This window comes from Streptomyces sp. ITFR-16, assembly GCF_031844705.1.
In the GTDB taxonomy this organism is placed as follows: Bacteria; Actinomycetota; Actinomycetes; order Streptomycetales; family Streptomycetaceae; genus Streptomyces.
This window is the reverse complement of the sequence record NZ_CP134609.1, coordinates 4777757-4798055: the sequence shown is the minus strand read 5'-3', so window position 1 is coordinate 4798055 and position 20299 is coordinate 4777757. Positions and strand designations below refer to the sequence as shown.

Below are 20299 nucleotides of genomic sequence, written 5' to 3'. Positions count from 1 at the left end.
GGACGCGCGGCGGACGCGGTCAGCGGTCCTTGGGGTCGATCCGCCAGAGCCCGAGCACGACGAGGAACGACAGACACAGGAATCCGGCTCCCCACCACGCGGTGCCGGAGTTGCCCTCCATCCATTCGTCGATGATCACGGTCAGGCCCCACAGCTGCCCGATGACGACGGTCATGGCCAGCGTCAGCCGGGCCGTGAGCTTGGAGGACCGCTCCGGCTCCTGGTCGGTGCCGGCGCCGGGCCCCGGGCCGGTGTGGCGGACGCGGGGGTCGCCGTAGCCGCTGGTGGGCCGGATCTGCGGGTAGCGCTCGTGGACCGGCCGGTTGAGCTCGGGGCGCGCGCTGCCCGGGTGGTACTCGGGGTAGTGCGGGACGGGCGGCTGCTGGGCGTCGTCGCTCATGCCCGCCCCCCGGGGGCCGGCTCGGTCCGGGACCCGGCGCCCGGGGCAGGTCCGGCCCCCGATGCGGCCCTGGAAGCGGAACCGGCCCCGGCCGAGGGGGCCTCCGCGCCGCCGCGTACGCCGGGGCAGCCGATCCGGGCCGCGAGATCCGGGCGGTCGTCGCCGAGCTGCCGGCACAGTCCGTGCTCGATGCTCTCGCCGGAGCGGGTGGTGCCGACCGCCCAGACGCTCCCGTCGGCCTGCTCGGTGAGCACCACCTTGGGCAGCCCGCGCGGCGGCGGCCCCGCGGTGACCTCACCGGTGCGGGCGTCGAAGACGCCCTCGTGGCAGGGGCAGTACAGCTCCCCCTCCGAGCCCCGGTCCTTCCGCCACAGGACGGCACAGGCGAGATGGGTGCAGATCGCGGAGTAGCCGACGAGGGTGCCGTCGTTGAGCCGGACGGCGACCGCGCGGTCCTCCTCGTCCGGGTAGCGGAAGGAGACGGACTCGCCGGGCAGCAGCTGGCCGCTGACCTTCTTGGGGGCGGGTGCCTCGGCGTCCTCGGGGTCGCCGTGGCGCGGCAGGATGCCACCGGCGACGCCGAGCCCCCCGACGGCGAGTCCGCCGGAGACGGTGGCGACGATCCGCAGGTAGTCGCGGCGGGTGGTGAGGGAGTCGGCCGCGATCCGGTCGTGCAGGGCCTCGCGCGGGTCGCCCGGAGGCGGCGGGGAGGGCGGCTGGTCGGTGACGCTCATCGGCGGACGTCCTTCCCGTTGATCTCCACGACGGGCAGGCCGCCGGGGACCGGCCACTGGACCCGGTCGTACGGGGACGACCATGGCCACGCCGGTGCGGACCTCGCTCTCGCCGAAGACGAAGGTGTCGGCGACCTGGACGCCGGGGCGCTCGGCCTGGAGCTCCTCGACCGTTCCGTAGAAGAGCGCTCCGGTCGGGCAGACCGTGGCGCACATGGGGGCGAGGCCGTAGGCGGTGCGGTCGTAGCAGAGGTTGCACTTCATCTGCAGCTTCGCCTGGAGGTCGATCTTCGGGACGCCGAAGGGACAGGCATTGACGCAGTTGGCGCAGCCGATGCAGCGGGTGGTGTCGGCCTGCTGCACCACACCGTCGGCGGTCACCAGGATCGCGTCGGCGGGACACACCTCGGCGCAGGGTGCGACGGGGTCCTCGCAGTGCATGCAGACCGTGGGAAGGGAGGCGACGGACTGGCCCTCGTCGGTGTAGTCGAGGTGGATCATCGACTTGCCCCGGTGCGAGTCGCATTCGCGGCAGGCGGAGACACAGGCCTGGCAGCCGATGCAGCGCCCCGGGTCGATAAAGATCGTTCTGCCCATCATGCGGGCATCAGCTCCTCTCCGAGGTGCCGCGGCCCTGCGGCGAGGTGGGCGGCAGCGGGTCGGTGCGGGAGACCTGGGTCTCGGGGTAGGCGACATGTCCCGGCGCGACCGGGGGTGCGGGGACCTCGTCGATCGCCTCGGCGTGCTCGATGCGGCAGGCGCACACCTTGTACTCGGGGATCTTGGAGCGGGGGTCCAGGGCGTCGATGGTCAGCGCGTTGGCCGCCGTGGGGTACGGCCAGTGGTACGGGACGAAGACGGTGTCGGGGCGGATCGCCTCGGTGACCAGGGCGGGGAAGACCTCGCTGCCGCGCCGGGTGACGACGCGGACCGGTTCACCGTTGCGGAAGCCGTGGGAGGGGTGGACCTCGGCCCAGGGGCGCGGGGTCTGTTCGACTAGGGCGCCCAGGCGGCGGGTCTGGTTGCCGGAGAGGAAGTGCGCGACGGTACGGCCGGTGGTGAGGGACATGGGGTGGTCGTCGTCGTACGGGTCCATGGGCAGGTGCCAGTCGACGACCTGGAGGTGGATCTTGCCGTCGGGGTGGTAGGTCCGGCCGTCCTCGAAGAGGCGGGGGGTGCCGGGGTGGTCGGTGGAGGGGCAGGGCCAGGCGATGCCGCCGGTCTCCTCCAGCCGTTCGTAGGTGATGCCGTAGTAGTCGTTGACGGTGCCTGCGGAGGCGATCCGCAGCTCGTCGAAGACCGCCCGGGAGTCGGCGAAGGCGAATTTGTCGCCCGCGCCCAGGCGTCTGGCCAGCTCGCACATGACCCAGGTGTCGGTCCGTACGCCGGGGGGCGGGTCCTGGGCCTTGTTGTGCTTGACCACCCGGGCCTCGGCGTTGGCCATCACGCCTTCGTCCTCGGCCCAGGTGGTGACGGGGAAGACGACATGCGCGTTGGCGGCGGTCTCGGAAAGGAAGAAGTCGAATTGGGCGTGGAACTCCGTGGTGTCGTACCCCTCCTTGACCACCTTGTAGTTGGGCAGGGAGACGAAGGGGTTGTTGCAGATGCCGATCAGGCCGCGGATCTCGCGGCGCTGCATCTGCCAGACCATTTCCATCATCGAGGTTCCGGCGGGCGGGAGTTCGGACTCCTCGATGCCCCAGATCTCGCAGATCTGCCGGCGGTGCTCCTCGTTCATGATCGAGCGGCCGCCGGGGAGGAGGTCGGACTTCTGGCCGTGTTCGCGACCGCCCTGGCCGTTGCCCTGGCCGGTGATGGTGCCGTAGCCGGCGCCGGGCTTGCCGATGTGGCCGGTGGCGGTGCAGAGGTTGATCACGGTGAGGCTGTTCTCGACGCCCTGCGAGTGGTGCTCGATGCCCCGGGCGTGCCAGGCCATGGCCTTGGGGGCGCGGGCGAAGGTGCGGGCGACCTGGACGATCTGTTCGGCGGGGATGCCGCAGATCTCGGCGGCCCGGGACGGCGGGTACTCGGCGGCCTTGGCCTTCACCTCCTCCCAGCCGGTGGCGTGGGCGGCGAGGTAGGCCTCGTCGGTGAGGCCCTCCTCGACGACGACGTGCAGGACGGAGTTGAAGAACGCCGCGTCGGTGCCGGGCTTGAGGGCGACATGGATGTCGGCGGTCCGGGCGATGGCGGTCTCGCGCGGGTCGATGACGATCAGGCTCGCCCCCCGGTCCCGGGCGCCCCACACGTACTGGGTCATGACGGGGAAGCACTCGCCGACGTTGGAGCCGGCGATCAGCAGGCAGTCGGTGAGCAGGATGTCGGAGAAGGGGTTGCCGGCCCGGTCGATGCCGAAGGCGAGCTTGTTGGCGCCGGCCGCGCTGACCATGCAGAGCCGGCCGTTGTAGTCGACGTGCCGGGACTTGAGGGCGACCCGGGCGAACTTGCCGACCAGATAGGTCTTCTCGGAGAACAGGCTGGCCCCGCCGAGCAGCCCGAAGGCGTCGTTGCCGTACGTCTGCTGGATGCGCCTGATCTCGGCGACGGTGAAGTCGAGTGCCTCGTCCCAGGAGACCTCACGGAACTCCTCGTCGCGGGAGCGGCGCATCAGCGGGGCGGTGAGCCGGTCGGGGTGGTTGACCTGCTGATAGGCGTTGATGCCCTTGGGGCACAGGCGCATCCGGTTGATGTCGTGGTTGCGGGGTTCGACGCCGAAGACCTTGCCGCCCCGGTCGACGCGCAGATACATCCCGCACTGCACCCCGCAGAAGCAGCAGTGGGTGGGGACCAGCGTCTCGCCGTCCTGGTCGGCGCGCCAGCGGTCGGCGGGGATGCCGCCCGCGTCGCGGAAGGCGCGGGTGCCCGGCGGGGCGAGGGAGGGGTCGAGGGGCACGACGGCACGGGGGTCGGCCGCGCGGGGGTCCGCGGTCACTTGAAGCCCTTCTTCACCTGGGAGAGATAGGCGCTGCCGCGCAGCACCCGCTTGCAGCGCGGGCAGTACTCGGACCAGGCGTCGAAGCCGAGGCCGAGGTCGCGCATGGTGCCGCGGAGGTTGTCGACGTACGGAGCGGTGTCGATGGGCTCCTCGCAGCGGCGGCAGCTGAAGACCTCCTGGTCCTGCCGGCCGGTGTACTTGAACAGCTGCATGCCGACGGCGGCGGGCCGCTGGACGATGTGGAAGAACTTCCCGAAGGGGATGTAGATGAGGGTGAAGACGACCGACACCATGTGGAGGATCGCCAGGAACTCGTAGCCGCCGCCGTGCAGGAAGATCGAGGAGAAGGTGAGCAGCAGCCCGGTGACGGAGATGACGATCAGTGCGATCAGCGGCACCAGGTCGTAGGCGAAGCGCTGGCCGGTGATGGCGCCGCGGTCCTTCATCCGGCGCCACAGGAAGTAGGAGGCGCCGGGGATGACGAGGACGGCGGCGATGTCCAGGCCGTGGAACATCAGCCAGCCGAGGATGTTCAGGGAGTCGAAACCGATGATCTTGAAGCCCCAGATACGCATCTCGTAGCCGGGTCCCGTGCCGCTGCCCGAGGTGAAGGTGAACCAGCCCCAGGTCAGCGGGAAGGTGATCAGGGAGGCGAGGATGCAGCCCCAGAAGATCAGCTGGTGGGCGGCCCAGCGGGCGTGCGAACGGGCACCCAGGAGTTTCTGGAAGCCGAGATAGGTGGCGATCATCTTGGGCAGGGCGGTGGGGGCGCGGCGGAAGTTGTCGACCGAGAAGAGGCTCCCCCAGCCCTTCCTGAACAGCCGCCGGGCCCCGGGCGCGGAGACCCAGACGGTGTACCGGTAGGCGACGCCGAAGGCGAGGAAGACCGTGGCCACGGCGTACGGCAGGAGCGCGGAGTCGAAGTTCTCCAGGAACCTGCTGCCGAGCACGATCGCCACGATCAGCAGGAGGGAGACGATCACGCCCGCGGCGGTCGCGCGCGCGGTGGCGGACCGGGGGACGGCGGCGGGGGCCCCGGCGGGGGCGGAGGCTTCTGGTGGCTCGGTCACCCCGTCACCGTTGGACTGTATGAGGTTGTTGGTCCTGTTTTGCGGCCTTACGGGGTGAGCGCGTCGCGGTCCGGGGCCGCCCGTACGGACCGTGCGGGCGGAGGTTCCCGCTCCCCGCCGGTACGTTCACCCTGCACGCCGCCCTATCAGCGACCGCGCCACGAGGAGCCCGGATGATGACCGCCCAGGAGCCCATGGACCCGTCCCCGTCGTCCCCGGCCGCCCCGCAGCCGCACCGCAGGGACGCGCTCACCGATGTCGCCGGGCTGCGCGTCGGCCATGCGCGGCTGCCGGGCGGGGGTGCGCTGAGCGGCACCACCGTGGTGCTCGCGCCCGAGGGCGGCGTGGTCGCGGCCGTCGATGTGCGCGGCGGCGGTCCGGGCACCCGGGAGACGGACGCGCTCGACCCGCGCAATCTGGTGCAGCGCATCGACGCGGTGGTCCTCACCGGCGGCAGCGCGTTCGGCCTGGACGCGGCGTCCGGGGTGATGGCCTGGCTGGAGGAGCGGGGGCGCGGGGTGCGGGTCGGCGCCGATCCGCACCAGGTCGTCCCGGTGGTGCCCGCCGCCTGCCTCTTCGACCTGGGGCGCGGCGGCGACTGGGGCGCCCGGCCCGACGCCGCGACCGGCCGGGCGGCGGTGGAGGACGCCGCGCGCCGGGAGGAGGGCGCGGCGGTCCCCGAGGGGTGCGTCGGCGCGGGTACGGGCGCGGTGGCCGGGCGGCTCAAGGGCGGGGTGGGGACGGCGAGCGTCCTGCTGCCGTCCGGGATCACCGTGGCCGCGCTGGCCGTGGTGAACGCGGCGGGCTCGGTGCTCGATCCCCGTACCGGCGTGCTGTACGGGGAGTACGGCGGCGCCGAGCCGGCCGTCGCACCCGCGCCGGAGATCCACGAGGCGGCGCGACAGCGCCTGGCGCAGGCGCGCGAGGCGGACGCGCGCCCCCCGCTCAACACCACGCTCGCCGTCGTCGCCACCGACGCCGAACTGGGCCGCGCACAGGCGCAGAAGCTCGCGGGCACGGCGCACGACGGCCTGGCGCGCGCCATCCGGCCCGTGCACCTGCTGACCGACGGGGACACCGTCTTCGCGCTCGCCACCGGCCGGCGGGCGCTGGACCCGGCGAACCCGATCGCGCTCAACGACCTGCTCACGGCGGGTGCGGAGACCGTGACCCGGGCCATCGTGAAGGCCGTCCGGGCGGCCACGGGCGTCGACGGCCGCGCGGGCGGCGGCACCTACCTCGCGTACAGCGATCTCTACGGACCGCCCGGCCGGGCGGAAGGGGCGCCGGGGGACGACTTCAGGGGAACCGACTCGCCTTCCGCGTAAGGGAGTTCGGGACATACGCGGGAACCTTCTGCGTGTGCCGTACGTTTTCCGGAACCCCGGTCACGATGTCAGGCCCAGGGACTACGTTGAGCACGCACCAAGTCACACGCGGCGACGGCCTGGAGACAGCACCTTGAGCGATCCGTACGAGACAACCGAGCAGCACCTCGAGCGACTCCTGCGACGGGCTCTCAACTCGTTCGACCTGCCCGACCACACGGTGGAGCGCCTCGGCTCGGCGCTCGCCCACAGCAGTTCCCTGCACTCCTCGCACCACAGTGCCACCCTGCACCGCGAGACCTACCGCCATACGTATCTGCTGGCCGACGGCTCGCCGTTCACCCTGTGGGAGCTGGTCCACTGCGGCCCCCGCGAGGCCGGTACGCCGGACGCCCGGCAGCACGAGCTGTACGACGACGAGACCGACGCCCATCTCGCCGCCGCCCGGCTGGCCGGCGGCTTCTGCGAGAGCACGGTCTTCGGGGACGACGCCCCGCACGCCGATCTGGACATCCTGTCGGCCCTGATGGCCGCGCCCCCGGCCCCGCTCCCCCGGACGTACGCCCCGGACAATTCCGCGGACCACGCCCGCCGGGTGCTGCGCCGCGCGGAGAACGGGGACGTGCCCGGCGAGGAGACCGCGCGGCTGCTGCGGGCCGCCTTCGCCCACCACATCACCCAGATCTTCGGCCGGCAGTGCCGCGTGGACGGCCGGGACGCGGGCTTCACGCTCTACGAGCACGCCTTCCTGCTCCTGGACGGGAGCGAGACGAGCCTCTGGGAGGTCGAGCACACGGCGACGCCGGACGGCCGCCACATGTGCGAGGTGTACGCCGACGAGGACACCGCGCGCGGGGCGATGGAGAGCCGTACGCGCATCTGCTGAGCCGGGCGGACATGCCGGTGCCCGCACCCCGTCGGGGTGCGGGCACCGGCGCGTCCCGCGTCCGCTCAGTGCGTTAGCACGGGCTCCCCGGCGGACTCCGCGGGCCCATCGGCCGCGTCGGCGATCTCGTCGCCGCCGCCCTCCACATGCTGCTTCGGGTGCGCCGGCAGCGCGAACATCACCACGGAGATCAGCGCCAGGACGCCGACCACCCACCACAGCGAGTGCTCGAAGGCGTCGGCGAACGCCGGGCCCACCTCCGGCGGGGTGAGCGTGTCACTGATCGACCCGAAAAAGACGACCGAGACGAGCCCGAGCCCCAGCGCATTGCCCATCTGCTGCACGGTGTTGAACAGCCCGGAGGCCGAGCCGGAGTGCTCCTTGGGCACCTCGGAGAGCACCGCGTCGGCCAGCGGGGCCACGATGAGCCCCATGCCGACGCCCATGACGACCAGCGGCAGCACCATCTGCCAGGACGTGATCGCCGTCCCGTAGTGGTCCGACTCCCAGATGTAGAGCAGCAGTCCGGCCGCCATGAGCAGCGCACCCACCTGGAGCACCTTGCGGCCGAAGCGCGGCACCAGCTTCTGCACGGAGAGACCGGCGGCGGCGGAGACGGCGATCGAGAACGGGATGCCGGTGGTGCCGGCCCGCAGCGCGCTCCAGCCGAGGCCCTCCTGCATGTACAGCGTCCAGACCAGGAAGAAGATCCCGAGCCCGACGCCGAAGGTCAGCTGCACCGCTATGCCCGCGGCGAAGCTCCGGACCCGGAACAGCTCCAACTCCACCAGCGGCGACCCGTCCCGGCTCGCCTTCCGGCGCTCGAACAGCACCAGGACCAGGAAGACCAGGAGGCTGCCCGCCATCGACAGATGGCCCCACAGCGGCCAGCCCAGCTCGCGCCCGCGCGTGAGCGGGTAGATCAGCATCAGCATCGCCAGCGTGACCAGCACGACGCCGATCAGGTCGAGGCGGAGCGCCTTCGGCGACTTCGACTCGGTGATGAACCGGCGGCCCAGGATCAGCCCGGCGATGCCGACCGGCAGATTGATCAGGAAGATCGGCCGCCACTCGAGACCGGCGATGTTCCACTCGGTGAGCAGCGCGCCCAGCAGCGGCCCGGAGACCGCGCCGAGGCCGACGATCGCGCCGAAGAGACCGAAGACCTTGCCGCGCTCGTGCGCGGGGAAGGTGGCGTGCACGATCGACAGCACCTGCGGCACCATCAGCGCCGCCGTACCGCCCTGGAGGAAGCGGGAGGCGACCAGCATCTCCGGGTTGGCGGCGAAGCCGCAGAGCGCGGAGGCGAGGGTGAAGCCGCCGATCCCGATGAGGAAGAGGCGCTTGCGGCCGTAGATGTCACCGAGCCGCCCGCCGGTGATCAGCCCGGCGGCGAAGGCGAGCGCGTAACCCGCGACGATCCACTGGATCGAGCTGAACGAGGCGCCGGTGTCCTGCTTGATGCTCGGGATGGCGATATTGACGATCGTGACGTCGACCAGGTCCATGAAGGCGGCGGTCATCACGATGGCCAGCGCGAACCACCGGCGGCGGTCCGACGGGTCCGGGGACACCGCCGGCGCGGCCGCCGGGGACGGCGAAGGTGCGGAGGAAGTCATAGGAAGAAGTTAGACGCCCACTAGGTCAGGTCATGACCCAATGGGCGGGCATCCTGGGTGACATGACCGACACCCCGGCACGACTGCTGAATCTGCTGTCACTGCTCCAGACGCCGCGCGAGTGGCCGGGCAGCGAACTCGCCGACCGGCTCGACGTGAGCCCGCGCACCATCCGCCGCGACATCGACCGCCTCCGCGACCTCGGCTATCCGGTCGAGGCAACGCGCGGCTCGGTCGGCGGGTACCGGCTCGTCGCGGGCAGCGCCATGCCCCCGCTGCTGCTGGACGACGAGGAGGCGGTGGCCATCGCGGTGGGGCTGCGGGCCGGGGCCGGCCACGCCATCGAGGGCGTCGACGAGGCCTCCGTACGCGCGCTGGCCAAGCTGGAGCAGGTGCTGCCCGCCCGGCTGCGCCACCGGGTCTCCACCCTGCAGAACGCGACCGTGCCGCTCACGCGCGGGGACGGTTCGACCATCGACCCGCGGACGCTGACTGTGATCGCCTCCGCCGTCACCGGGCGGGAGCGGCTGCGGTTCGCCTACCGCGCGGGGGACGGCGCCGAGACGCGGCGGCAGGTCGAGCCGTACCGGCTGGTGAGCACCGGGTGGCGCTGGTACCTGGTGGCGTACGACCTTCAGCGGGAGGCGTGGCGCACCTTCCGGGTGGACCGGGTGAGCGAGCCGTTCGCGACCGGGGCCCGGTTCGCGCCCCGGGAGCTGCCCACGGGCGACGCGGCGGAGTTCCTCAGCAGTTCCATGGCGCGCAGGCAGGCGGGGGTCGCGGTGGACGTGAGCTTCGCGGCTCCGGCGGAGTTCGTGGCCGCGCGGCTGCCCGCGTCGGTCGGCCCGCTGGAGCCGACGGCCGAGGGCGGCTGCCGGCTGCGGGCCGTGCTGGTGGACTCGCTGGAGTGGGTGGCGGTGCGGCTGGCCCTGGTGGACTGCGAGTTCACCGCGCACGAGCCACCGGCCCTGGTGGCGTATCTGAACGACCTGGGCGGCCGGCTGACCCGCTCGGCGGCGCCTTGACCCGAGGGCCGCAGGACACCGGAAGGGCCGGGAAAAGGGATGAGCCCCGGCGCCAGGGGGGGGTGGGCGCCGGGACTCAGCTTCAGGGGGCCGAAGTGAAGCGGCCCAATTCGGAGGTTACTGGACTCGGGCTCACGCCGCAGCGTCAAAGCCCGTGTCGTGAGCCATTCGCTTCAATTCGAGCAGCGCGTGCTTCTCGATCTGGCGGATCCGCTCCCTGGTGAGCCCGTGCTGCTTGCCCACTTCGGTCAGGGTGCGCTCGCGGCCGTCCTCGATTCCATACCTCATCCGGATGATGGAGGCGGTCCTGTTGTCGAGCTTGCCGATCAGGTCCTCCAGCTCCTCGCTGCGCAGGAGCGTCATCACCGACTGCTCGGGCGAGACGGCGGAGGTGTCCTCCAGCAGGTCGCCGAACTGGGTGTCGCCGTCGTCGTCGACCGACATGTTGAGACTGACCGGGTCACGGGCCCAGTCCAGCACGTCACCGACGCGGCCCGGGGTGGAGTCCAGCTCGGCGGCGATCTCCGCGTGCTCCGGGTCGCGCCCGTGCTCGCGGTTGAACTCGCGCTGCACCCGGCGGATCCGGCCGAGCTCCTCCACCAGGTGGACGGGGAGCCGGATCGTGCGCGACTGGTCCGCTATGGAGCGGGTGATGGCCTGCCTGATCCACCACGTCGCATACGTGGAGAACTTGAAGCCCTTGGCGTAGTCGAACTTCTCGACCGCGCGCACCAGGCCCGCGTTGCCCTCCTGGATCAGGTCGAGCAGGGGGAGCCCGGCCCGGGGGTAGCGGCGGGCCACGGCGACGACGAGGCGGAGGTTGGAACGGATGAATATGTCCTTGGCGCGCTCGCCCTCGGCGACCAGCGCCTCCAGCTCCTCGCGCGAGGCGCCGCCGGCGTCGCTCTCCACCGCGCCGTCGAGGATCTGCCGCGCGAAGACGCCGGCCTCGACGGTCTGCGACAGCTCGACCTCCCGGGCGGCGTCGAGCAGCGGCGTGCGCGCGATCTCGTCCAGGTACATGCCGACCAGGTCGCGATCGGCGATCTCTCCGCCCACGGCGCGAACGCTGCTCGCCCGGTTGGTCCCGCCGGTGGCGGACGAACGTCGGGCGACGGCACGGGTTGCCATGCGTGCTCCCTTGCTGAGTAGGTCGCGACACCCTTTCGGGTGCCCTGCATCCGATGGAAACAACGACTGGAATCCGGACAGAATTCCCATGCCTGGCATTCATTTTCGCGATCATGCAGTACCCTGTCGCGTCACTGAGACGGGTACCTGACACCATCGCGCCCTGAAGCGCAGGTCAGAGCGGGTTTCACCGGTGATCCGGCGTCCCGTACGGACATCCGCCCGCGTCGCGCACATGAGACCGCCCTCACATACGACGCAACCACCCGCTCCGGTTGCGCTCCTACCCCGAAGACGGCCGGGGCCGACTCCTGGTTGCTCGGAACATCCGGGACCGCGGTCCTAGTCCCGGCTGCTCGGAACATCCGGGACCGCGGTCCTAGTCCCGGCGCCCCGCAGCCCTGCGACCGCAGCCGGTTACCGGGCCCCGGGCCGATGCCTAGCGTGAGGACGCATGGACGAGACGACGCACACCGCACCGGCCCCCACCGCACCCGACGCCTCCGGCACGCTCGACGAGGCGCTGGAGCGCATCCACTCCTTCGGCCCCGAGCGGCACGGCTGGCTGACCAATCACGCCCCGATGGCCGTCGAGGCCCTGGTCCGCCGCGGCCAGGCGCCGACGGTGCACCGCTGGCTGGACCACTACCGCGCGAAACTGGAGGACATGCCCGACCGGGTCGCCGAGGTGACCCCGGCGAACTGGCGCGAGGCACTGGGCGACCCCGGACGCATCGCCGACTGGACGGTGTACTTCGAGCGGGAGACGGCCGAGCGGCCCTGGCGCGAGGTCCTGGCCGAGTGGTGGCCCCGGCTGCTCCCCGGCATCGCGGCGGGCGCCACGCACCCGGTGATCCGGGTCGGCCACAGCATCCGGACCCTGCTGGACGGCGAGCGGAACGCACCCCGCACCACCGAGCTGGCCCACGGCCTCGGCTACTGGGCGGCCCGCCACCGGCTGGGCCGGCTGACCGGATTCCCGCAGTGGCCCGGGCAGCCCGTGACCGGCCCCGACGACGCCCGGGACCGGCTGGCGGAACTGGTGCGGGCCGCCACCCACCGCTATGCGGCGTACGGGCACGGCGAACCGATCATGCTGGTGCACGCGGCCACCGCGCCCAACGCCGTCCTGCGGGCGCTGCCCGCGCTCCCCCGCGAGCTGTGGGCGGCGAGCCTGGAGGCTGCCTGGGCGGCGAGCGCGGCGGTCACGGCCGCGTACACCCCGGCGGAGCCCGCCGCCGTCCGCGCCGAAGCCGGCGGGCTGTCCGCCGAGGAGGTCTTCGCGCGGGCCGCCGCACACGGCGACGACCACACCATCAAGTTCTCCGACACCGCGCTGGACGTCGCTGACGCCCCGGCCCTGACGGCCGCCCTGCGCGCGGTCGAGCTGAACCCTCCGGTGTTCTGAGCCGGACTGTACCGAGCCGGGCCGGACCCGGGCCAGCGGGCCGGGCCGGCACCCCGGACCGGCCCGCCGCGCCTCAGCCGTACTGCACCGAGCGCTTGGCCAGCCCCATCCAGAAGCCGTCGATCACACTGCGGCCCCGGTCGAGCTCGCCCTCCGAGGCGCCGAGCGTGACGAAGAGCGGGGCGAAGTGCTCGGTGCGCGGATGCGCCAGCCGCCCGGCCGGGGACTTGTGCTCGAAGTCGAGCAGCGCGTCGATGTCCTGCGCCTGGAGCGCGCGCTGCCCCCAGTCGTCGAACTCCACCGACCAGCCGGGAACGCCGCCGCCCTGATGCCGCAGCGCGGCCAGGTTGTGCGTGAAGAAGCCGCTGCCGACGATCAGGACGCCCTCGTCGCGCAGCGGCGCGAGCCTGCGCCCGATCTCCATCAGCTTCTGCGGGTCCAGCGTCGGCATGGAGATCTGCAGCACCGGGATGTCGGCCTCGGGGAACATCTCGACCAGCGGGACGTAGGCGCCGTGGTCGAGGCCGCGGTCCGGGATGTCCTGGACCGGCGTACCGGCGCCGCGCAGCAGTTTGCGGACGCTCTCGGCGAGCTTCGGGGCGCCGGGGGCCTCGTACCGCACCTGGTAGTAGTGCTCGGGGAAGCCCCAGAAGTCGTAGACGAGCGGGATCGTCTCGGTGGCGCCGACGGCGAGCGGGGCCTCCTCCCAGTGGGCGGAGACCATCAGCACGGCCTTGGGGCGCGGCAGCCCCGCCGACCAGGCGGCCAGCTCGGCGGGCCAGAGCGGGTCGTCGGCCAGCGGCGGGGCGCCGTGGGAGAGGTAGAGGGCGGGCATGCGCTCCGCGGTGACTGTCATGGCACTCCCCATCCGCTGCTGCTCAAGGTAAGTCTTCTGGTGAGCTTCCGAAGGATTAGTTCTTTAATCTTCAAGCTCCCACCTTCGGAGACCTTAGCTCTATCTAGTTCAACTTTCAAGAAAAGGTCGTACAGTGGAGTACATGACCACGGCACCCACCGGTGAGCAGCCGCGTTGGCTCACCGACGAAGAACAGTGCGTCTGGCGGGCGTACCTCCACGCCACCACGCTGCTGGAGGACCATCTCGACCGCCAGTTGCAGGGCGACGCCGGCATGCCGCACATCTACTACGGGCTGCTCGTCCAGCTCTCGCAGGCGCCGCGCCGCCAGAAGCGGATGACCGAGCTCGCCAAGGACGCCAAGATCACCCGCTCCCGGCTCTCGCACGCCGTCGCCCGGCTGGAGAAGAACGGCTGGGTCCGCCGCGAGGACTGCCCGTCCGACAAGCGCGGCCAGAACGCGGTGCTCACCGACGAGGGGTTCGAGATGCTCCGCCGCTCCGCACCGGGCCACGTCAAGGCCGTACGGCAGGCGATGTTCGACCGGCTCACCCCGGAGCAGGTGCGCTCGCTGGGCGAGATCATGCAGGTGCTGGCGGCCGGGCTGCAGCCCGAGGGCACGGACGCCGACCTGCCCTGGCTCCGCTGACACCACCCCGCCACACACCGCTGCCCCGGTTCCGTCGGACGGAACCGGGGCAGCGCGCGCTTCACAGCGGCCGGGTGGCGGTGGCTCAGTGAGCGACGACCGGAATCTTGAACTCGTCCTCGACACCGTCGGCGTCACCGGAACCGGAGCCCGCCGACGTGGTGGTCGCGGACGGCCGGCCGGCGTTGATGAAGGTCACCGCGATGGCGGCGGCCACCACCAGGATGCCGACGGCCCACCAGATGGCACCGGTGAAGCCGTGCACCATCGACTGGAGCTTCAGCAGCTCCGGGTTCCTGGCGCCGAGCGCGGCGTGCGAGGTGGCGTACGCCGTGGCGGCCGAGGCGGCGATCGTGTTCAGCAGGGCCGTACCGATCGCACCGCCGACCTGCTGCGAGGTGTTGACCATCGCGGAGGCGACACCCGCGTCACGCGGCTCGACACCGTGCGTGGCGAGCGACATGGCCGGCATGAACGCCGTGCCCATGCCCAGACCCAGCAGCAGCTGGCCCGGCAGGATGACCGCGGCGTACGAGGAGTCGATCTCCAGCTGCGTGAGCAGCAGCATGCCGACGGCGGCGGTCAGGAAGCCGGGAGCCATCAGCAGACGGGCCGGGACCCGCGTCATCAGCCGGGCACCGATCTGCGTCGACCCGGTGATCATGCCGACGATCATCGGCATGAAGGCGAAGCCGGTCTTGATCGGCGAGTAGCCCTGGACGACCTGGAGGTAGTACGTGAGGAAGAGGAACAGGCCGAACATCGCGATGACGGCCAGGCCCAGCGAGAGGTAGACACCGCCCCGGTTGCGGTCCATCACGACGCGCAGCGGGAGCAGCGGCGACTTGACCCTGGACTCGGTCAGGACGAAGGCCAGCAGCAGCACACCGGCGGCGACGAACGTGCCGACGGTCAGCGAGTCCGACCAGCCGCTGGACTCGGCGCGGGTGAATCCGTACACCAGCGAGACCAGGCCCAGCGCGGACAGGACGACGCCCGGGATGTCGAGCGAGGAGCGGTTACGGCTGCCGGCGGGCTCGCGGATCACGAAGTAGGCACCGGCGGCCGCGACGATCGCGAACGGGATGTTGACGAAGAAGGTCCAGCGCCAGTTCAGCGTCTGGGTGAGGAATCCGCCGAGGATCAGGCCGACGGCGCCACCGCCACCGGCGATCGCCCCGTAGATGCCGAACGCCTTGGCGCGCTCCTTGGCGTCGGTGAACATCACCGCGAGCAGCGAGAGGGCGGCCGGGGCCAGCAGGGCGCCGAAGACACCCTGGAGCGCGCGGGAGCCGAACAGCATGCCCTGGTTCTGCGCCGCACCACCGAGCGCGGACGCCAGCGCGAAGCCGATCAGACCGACGACGAAGGTGCGCTTGCGGCCCCAGAGGTCGGCGATGCGCCCTCCGAAGAGCAGCAGCCCGCCGAAGGCGAGGGCGTAGGCCGTGATGACCCACTGCTTGTTGGCGTCCGTGATCCCCAGGGCGGTCTGGGCGTGCGGCAGCGCGATGTTCACGATCGTGGCGTCGAGCACGACCATCAACTGCGCGAGCGCGATGAACGCCAGCGCCTTCCAGCGACTGGGGTCCGGGAGTCGGATATCAGCTGTTTTTGACATGGGAGTAGCCACCTAGGGACGCGCGAGAGCGCACGAGGTCGTGAACCGTGAGAACGGGACGGGCGTGAGAGTCGTGAGGGTCGGTCAGAAGATGCGTGAGGTGATGCGTGAGGCGATCAGGTGCGTGAGGTGATCAGGGAGCCGCTTGACTGATCGGCAAGGCGCTCGGGCGGTCAGGAACGCGCTCGGCCCCCGAGGGGCCCGGCACGGTCAGGTCCGGCGCCGCAGATCCTCCAAGGTCGCCGCCGTTCCGGGCAGGACGGAGCGGGCCGGGGCCTCCAGTCCGTCCAGGAACAGCTGGATGTGGCGGTGGGTGAACCGGTCGATGTTCGGGCAGGCGATGCCCGGCAGCGGCCGGGTGAGCTGGGAGAGGGCGACCAGTACGTCACCGACGGCGATGTCGGTACGCAGGCGCCCCGCGGACATGGCGCGCGCGACGAGCCCCTCGACGGCCTCTTCGAGGCGCCGGCGCTCGGCGAGCAGTTCGGGGTGGTCCTTGTCGAAGCCGCCGGACAGCATGGGGCACAGGGCCCCGATCCGTTCGTCGGCCGCCGCGTGCACGAAGCGGGTGAGTGCGACGAAGGGGTCCGGCTCCTCGTTCGCGGCCTCCTCGGCGCGCTCGGTGGTGCGGGAGGTGACGGCGAGGACGACCTCGTGGGTCAGTGCGGCCCGGTCGGGGAAGTTCCGGTAGAGGGTGGCGTTGCCGACGCCGGCACGGCGGGCGACCTCGTCGAGCGGCACGTCCGGCCCGAACTCGACGAACATCTCGCGCGCGGCCGTCACGATCCGCTCCCGGTTGCGCAGGGCGTCGGCCCGCGGGCGGGGCGTACGCGGCTGCGCCGCTCCGGTGGCGGTACGGGTGACGGTGTCCACGGCGGCACTCCTTCTCTTCCGGGTCTTCCAGGTCCTGGCGACGGTGTCCGGAGAACCGGGGACCGCCTCCCCGTTTCGGGGGAACACCGGTGCAAACGGGGAAAGGATCCCCGGTTATTTCCCGCCCGAATGTGACCTGTGTCACACACGCATCGCGTCCCTGTTCCCGCCGGAAAAACCCACCGATCGGCGCACCCAACGCGCGGCGTGCCCCCTCCCGACCGAGGCTGATCGACAGAGCGCAGTCGGGGTCGGCCGGCTGCCGCGGCCCCGAAGGCGCCTCTATGCAGCAGCCCCGCCACCGCATAGGCAAGCACCGTCATCCGGTCGCCCTCGGCGCGGCATCGGCCCTGCTCATCGCAGCCCTGGCCTCGGCAAGCAGCACCCTGCCGCTCCCCAGCCGGGCCTCCGCCGGCCCGGTGTCCACCACCAGGGCGGCCGGGCTCGCCCCGTGTCGGATGTCCACGGCCATGGGAGTTCAGATGTCGGAGGGCATGCCGACGCAGCCGGGCTACTCCCGGTCCACCGGCCAGATCCACGCCCTCAACCTGATGATCGACTTCCCGGACGCGCCGGGAACGGAGCCGGCCATGGACCGGCTCGCGGAGTTCTTCCCGCAGACCACCGACTGGTTCCGCACCAGCTCCTACGGCCGCCTCACCTATGTCCCCGAGGCCCCGGTGAAGTCCTGGCTGCGGATGCCGCTGCCGTTCTCGGAGTACGGGATCGAGCGCGGCTCACCGTACGAGCCCGGCTACCGCCACCTCGTCCAGGACATCGTCGCCGCCGCCGATCCGAAGGTGGACTTCAGCGCGTACGACCTGGTCAACATCCTGGTCACCCCGAACGCCGGGCCGTCCGCCCTGGACACCGTCCTGTCCGTGACCTTCTCGGGGAACGCCGACGCCCCGTTCGCGGACGGGGTGCCGCTCGCCAACACGTCCTTCGTCTACAGCCGCCAGGACGACGGATCCGGCTCGTACGCCCAGACCGGCTACCGCGTCCTGCCGCACGAGAACGGCCACACCTTCGGGCTGCCCGACCTCTACACGATGGAGGGCGGCGGCTCGGTCGGGCACTGGGACATCATGTCCGAGGACTGGGGGGCCAACAACGACCTGCTGGGCTGGCACAAGTGGAAGCTCGGCTGGCTCGACAACAGCCAGATCAGCTGCGCCTCCGCCGCCGGCACCAGCGACCACGTCCTCGAACCGCTCTCCACCCACGGCGGCACGAAGCTCGCGTTCGTCCCGCTGACGGCCGAGTCGGGCTATGCGGTGGAGGTACGGACCCAGTCCGGCAACGACCAGGCCGTCTGCCGGCCCGGTGTGCTGATCTACAAGGTCAGCTCCGACGTGGACACCGGCCAGGGCCCGGTGTCCGTGGTGGACAGCACCAAGGACAGCGCCGGCTGCACCCGTCTGCCCAATGTGCACGCGGAGCTCTCCGACGCGACGTTCCAGCCCGGCCAGACCTTCACGGACCGGGCCAACGGGATCCGGATCGCGGTGCTCGGCAAGGACGCCGAGGACAACTACCGCGTCGAGGTCACCCGCCCCTGACCGCCCGCACCTCGCTCTCCACGGACCCGCGCAGCTCGTGCTTGAGGATCTTGCCCGTGGCGTTGCGGGGCAGCGGCCCGCCGGACACCAGCACATGGGCCGGGACCTTGAACGCGGCCAGGCTCCGCCCGACGTGCGCCCGCAGCTCGTCCACGGTGACGGCGGCGCCGGGGCGCAGCCGCACCACCGCGGCGACCTCCTCGCCCAGCACCGGATGGGCGACCCCGAGGACCGCCGCGTCCTCGACGTCCGGGTGGTCGTGCAGCACGCCCTCGACCTCGACGCAGTACACGTTCTCGCCGCCCCGGATCACCAGGTCCTTGATCCGGTCGACCTCACTGACCCGCCCGTCCCGGACCACGGCCAGATCCCCGGTACGGAACCAGCCGCCGGCGAACGCCCGCGCGGTCGCCTCCCCGTCGCCCCAGTAGCCCCGGGCGAGCGCCTGGCCGCGCAGCCACAGCTCACCGGTCTGCCCGTCGGGCAGCTCCTCGCCGTCCGGCCCGGCGATCCGCAGCTCGGTGGTGGGGGTGGGGCGCCCGACACTGCGCGGGTCGCGCCGGTAGCCGGCCCCGAAGCCGGCGAGGACACCGCCGCTGGTCTCGGTGAGCCCGTAGCCGTTGCGCGGCTCGATGCGCTCCCCGTACCGCGCGGTGAGCCGGCCGACCAGGTCCGGCGGCGCGGCCGCCCCGCCCGTGTTGAGCATCCGCAGGCTCTCCAGCCCGTCGTCCGCCCGGGCGGCGGCGTCGAGCAGCTGGAGCGCGGTGGCCGGCACCCCGGCGTAGTGCGTGACGCCGTGCTCGCGGATGAGCCGGAGCGCCTCGTCCGCGTCCCACTTGCGCATCAGGACGAGGGCGCCGCCGGCGGACATCACGGAGTACAGGCCGGTGAACGCGGCGACGTGGAAGAACGGGAAGGTCAGCAGCGTGACGGGCGTGGGCCCCTGCCCCGGAAGGTCCCCGCGCGCGAGCGCGGAGGCGGCGGCGTGGAACCCGGGGTTGCGCGCGGCGCCCGCCTGCGCGAGGTGCGTGGCAACGGCGCCCTTGGGCCGGCCGGTGGTGCCGGAGGTGTAGATGATCGTGGCGTCGTCCTCGGGCCGGACGTCCAGGGCGGGCGGGGCGGCGTAGCGGTCGGGCGCGGGCAGATCCGCGTACCGCTCCACCCGCCCGTCCGCCTCCCCCCGCTCGCCCTCTTCCTCGTGCTCGTCGTGTTCCTCATGGAAGACGACCACGCGCGCCCCGGCCCTGCTCGCCCACCCGGAGACGAGCGGCAGCCGCTCCCCGTCGACCAGGAGCACCCGGGGCGAGGAGTCGTCGAGGGCGTACGTGAACTCGTCCTCGGTCCACCAGGCGTTCAGCGGTACGGCGACGAGCCCGGCCAGCTGGGCGGCCCAGAACGCGATCTGCCACTCCGGGTGATTGCGCATCGCGACCACGGCCCGCTCCCCCGGCCGCAGCCCGTACGTCTCGCTCAGCCGGCGCGCCAGGGCGGAGGCGGCGGCGAAGAACTCGGCGTACGACCAGGTGCGCTCCCCGGCGATCAGGAACGGCCGTTCGCCGAAGGCCCAGGTGGTCTCGACGAACTCGACGAGCGTCCGGGGCCCGTCGGCGTACACGAGCCGCCCGTCCTCACCCCGCACGACGGCGAACGGCCCACCGGAAGCGGTGAGCAGGGCCTCGATGCGGGCGAGGGGGTCGGCGGCGTCGGTGTCGGAATGGGGCACGAACAGCCTTTCCAAGCGATCGCTCAGGGCGCTCGCGACGCTATGCCCGCACCCGGAACCCGTCAAGGCGCGTCACCCGGGCCGCCGCCACCGCGGGGCGGCACCACCCCCGGCGCCCTTCAGACGATCACGCCGGACGCCCCCAGCCGGCGCAGGGCGACAAGCAACGCCGTCCCGCGCCCACCGGGCCTCCCCAGCTCCATCAGCCCCCGCAAATCCCCCAACTCCAGCTCCAACGGCACCCATCCCCGCCGTACGGCCTCCACGGCACTCCGGTAGCCCTGATCCACCGGCCCGGTGGCCCCCCGCAACTCCGCCGCCCTGCGGACGATCCCCGGCCGCACACCCCGCTGCCGGATCACGGTCCGAGCATTCCCCCGCCCACCGACCCGTGCCCGTTCCCCCCACGGGGAAGCCCTCCCCCGACGCACATCCGCTAGGCTGTCACTGGTCGGTCGCCAGTACGCCTGGCCCGACCAGCG

Annotated in this window: 17 protein-coding genes and 1 pseudogene; 6 read left to right on the top strand and 12 right to left on the bottom strand. The window is 72.0% G+C overall.

Translation table 11 applies throughout. The features are described 5' to 3' along the window. Positions 1–19: 19 nt before the first annotated feature. From RLT58_RS21280 to RLT58_RS21260, 5 genes and pseudogenes are all read right to left on the bottom strand, one after another. Positions 20–400 (bottom strand): hypothetical protein, encoded by a 381-nt coding sequence (locus tag RLT58_RS21280; protein ID WP_311311965.1) that lies wholly within the window; start codon positions 398–400, stop codon positions 20–22. Then, the gene (locus tag RLT58_RS21275) at positions 397–1134 is read right to left on the bottom strand and encodes a QcrA and Rieske domain-containing protein (RefSeq protein ID WP_311311964.1); all 738 of its coding nucleotides are present in this window, start codon (positions 1132–1134) and stop codon (positions 397–399) included. Before RLT58_RS21275 ends, RLT58_RS21280 begins: the two co-directional genes overlap by 4 nt. Then, positions 1131–1734: pseudogene (locus tag RLT58_RS21270) on the bottom strand (4Fe-4S dicluster domain-containing protein). The gene RLT58_RS21275 and the pseudogene RLT58_RS21270 overlap by 4 nt, the downstream one beginning before the upstream one ends. A gap of 7 nt (positions 1735–1741) precedes the next feature. Next, positions 1742–4066, bottom strand: a complete 2325-nt coding sequence (locus tag RLT58_RS21265; RefSeq protein WP_311311963.1) for a molybdopterin oxidoreductase family protein — start codon at positions 4064–4066, stop codon at positions 1742–1744. Next, a complete protein-coding gene (locus RLT58_RS21260) occupies positions 4063–5139 on the bottom strand; it encodes an MFS transporter (RefSeq protein WP_311311962.1) in 1077 nt (358 codons plus the stop codon). Before RLT58_RS21260 ends, RLT58_RS21265 begins: the two co-directional genes overlap by 4 nt. 176 nt (positions 5140–5315) lie before the next feature. Here RLT58_RS21260 and RLT58_RS21255 point away from each other — a divergent pair, with 176 nt between their 5' ends. Continuing rightward, a complete protein-coding gene (locus RLT58_RS21255; protein ID WP_399131927.1) occupies positions 5316–6467 on the top strand; it encodes a P1 family peptidase in 1152 nt (383 codons plus the stop codon). A 133-nt stretch (positions 6468–6600) separates the two neighbouring features. Beyond that, positions 6601–7353, top strand: coding sequence for a DUF6227 family protein (locus RLT58_RS21250; RefSeq protein WP_311311961.1), 753 nt, complete (start codon positions 6601–6603; stop codon positions 7351–7353). 65 nt (positions 7354–7418) lie between these two features. Here the strand turns inward: RLT58_RS21250 and RLT58_RS21245 are convergent, their stop codons facing one another. Further along, positions 7419–8972 (bottom strand): MFS transporter, encoded by a 1554-nt coding sequence (locus RLT58_RS21245; RefSeq protein WP_311311960.1) that lies wholly within the window; start codon positions 8970–8972, stop codon positions 7419–7421. A gap of 62 nt (positions 8973–9034) precedes the next feature. Between RLT58_RS21245 and RLT58_RS21240 the strand changes: the two genes are divergently transcribed. Further along, positions 9035–9997: a helix-turn-helix transcriptional regulator gene (locus RLT58_RS21240; RefSeq protein ID WP_311311959.1), complete on the top strand. Its 963-nt coding sequence runs from the start codon at positions 9035–9037 to the stop codon at positions 9995–9997. A 132-nt stretch (positions 9998–10129) separates the two neighbouring features. Here RLT58_RS21240 and RLT58_RS21235 read toward each other — a convergent pair whose 3' ends face one another. Beyond that, entirely contained in the window at positions 10130–11128 is a 999-nt protein-coding gene (locus RLT58_RS21235) for a sigma-70 family RNA polymerase sigma factor (protein WP_311311958.1), read from the bottom strand. Between the two features lie 454 nt (positions 11129–11582). Between RLT58_RS21235 and RLT58_RS21230 the strand changes: the two genes are divergently transcribed. Then, positions 11583–12536, top strand: a complete 954-nt coding sequence (locus RLT58_RS21230; RefSeq protein ID WP_311311957.1) for a questin oxidase family protein — start codon at positions 11583–11585, stop codon at positions 12534–12536. Positions 12537–12609: 73 nt separating this feature from the next. On the opposite strand, the gene RLT58_RS21225 is transcribed toward RLT58_RS21230, so the two are convergent. Further along, positions 12610–13392, bottom strand: coding sequence for a dioxygenase family protein (locus RLT58_RS21225; protein ID WP_311311956.1), 783 nt, complete (start codon positions 13390–13392; stop codon positions 12610–12612). Positions 13393–13525: 133 nt separating this feature from the next. Here RLT58_RS21225 and RLT58_RS21220 point away from each other — a divergent pair, with 133 nt between their 5' ends. After that, positions 13526–14041 (top strand): MarR family winged helix-turn-helix transcriptional regulator, encoded by a 516-nt coding sequence (locus RLT58_RS21220; protein ID WP_311311955.1) that lies wholly within the window; start codon positions 13526–13528, stop codon positions 14039–14041. Positions 14042–14126: 85 nt separating this feature from the next. On the opposite strand, the gene RLT58_RS21215 is transcribed toward RLT58_RS21220, so the two are convergent. Together RLT58_RS21215 and RLT58_RS21210 are read right to left on the bottom strand one after the other, a co-directional pair. Continuing rightward, complete coding sequence (locus tag RLT58_RS21215) at positions 14127–15659, bottom strand: MFS transporter (RefSeq protein ID WP_311311954.1); 1533 nt, start codon at positions 15657–15659, stop codon at positions 14127–14129. A 210-nt stretch (positions 15660–15869) separates the two neighbouring features. Continuing rightward, positions 15870–16532 (bottom strand): TetR/AcrR family transcriptional regulator, encoded by a 663-nt coding sequence (locus tag RLT58_RS21210; protein WP_311311953.1) that lies wholly within the window; start codon positions 16530–16532, stop codon positions 15870–15872. A 284-nt stretch (positions 16533–16816) separates the two neighbouring features. On the opposite strand from RLT58_RS21210, the gene RLT58_RS21205 reads away from it, so the two are divergent. Then, entirely contained in the window at positions 16817–18094 is a 1278-nt protein-coding gene (locus tag RLT58_RS21205; RefSeq protein ID WP_311311952.1) for a M6 family metalloprotease domain-containing protein, read from the top strand. On the opposite strand, the gene RLT58_RS21200 is transcribed toward RLT58_RS21205, so the two are convergent. Together RLT58_RS21200 and RLT58_RS21195 are read right to left on the bottom strand one after the other, a co-directional pair. Beyond that, positions 18081–19817, bottom strand: a complete 1737-nt coding sequence (locus RLT58_RS21200; RefSeq protein ID WP_311311951.1) for a class I adenylate-forming enzyme family protein — start codon at positions 19815–19817, stop codon at positions 18081–18083. The genes RLT58_RS21205 and RLT58_RS21200 overlap by 14 nt on opposite strands. 119 nt (positions 19818–19936) lie before the next feature. After that, complete coding sequence (locus tag RLT58_RS21195; protein ID WP_311311950.1) at positions 19937–20179, bottom strand: hypothetical protein; 243 nt, start codon at positions 20177–20179, stop codon at positions 19937–19939. Between the last annotated feature and the right edge of the window lie 120 nt (positions 20180–20299).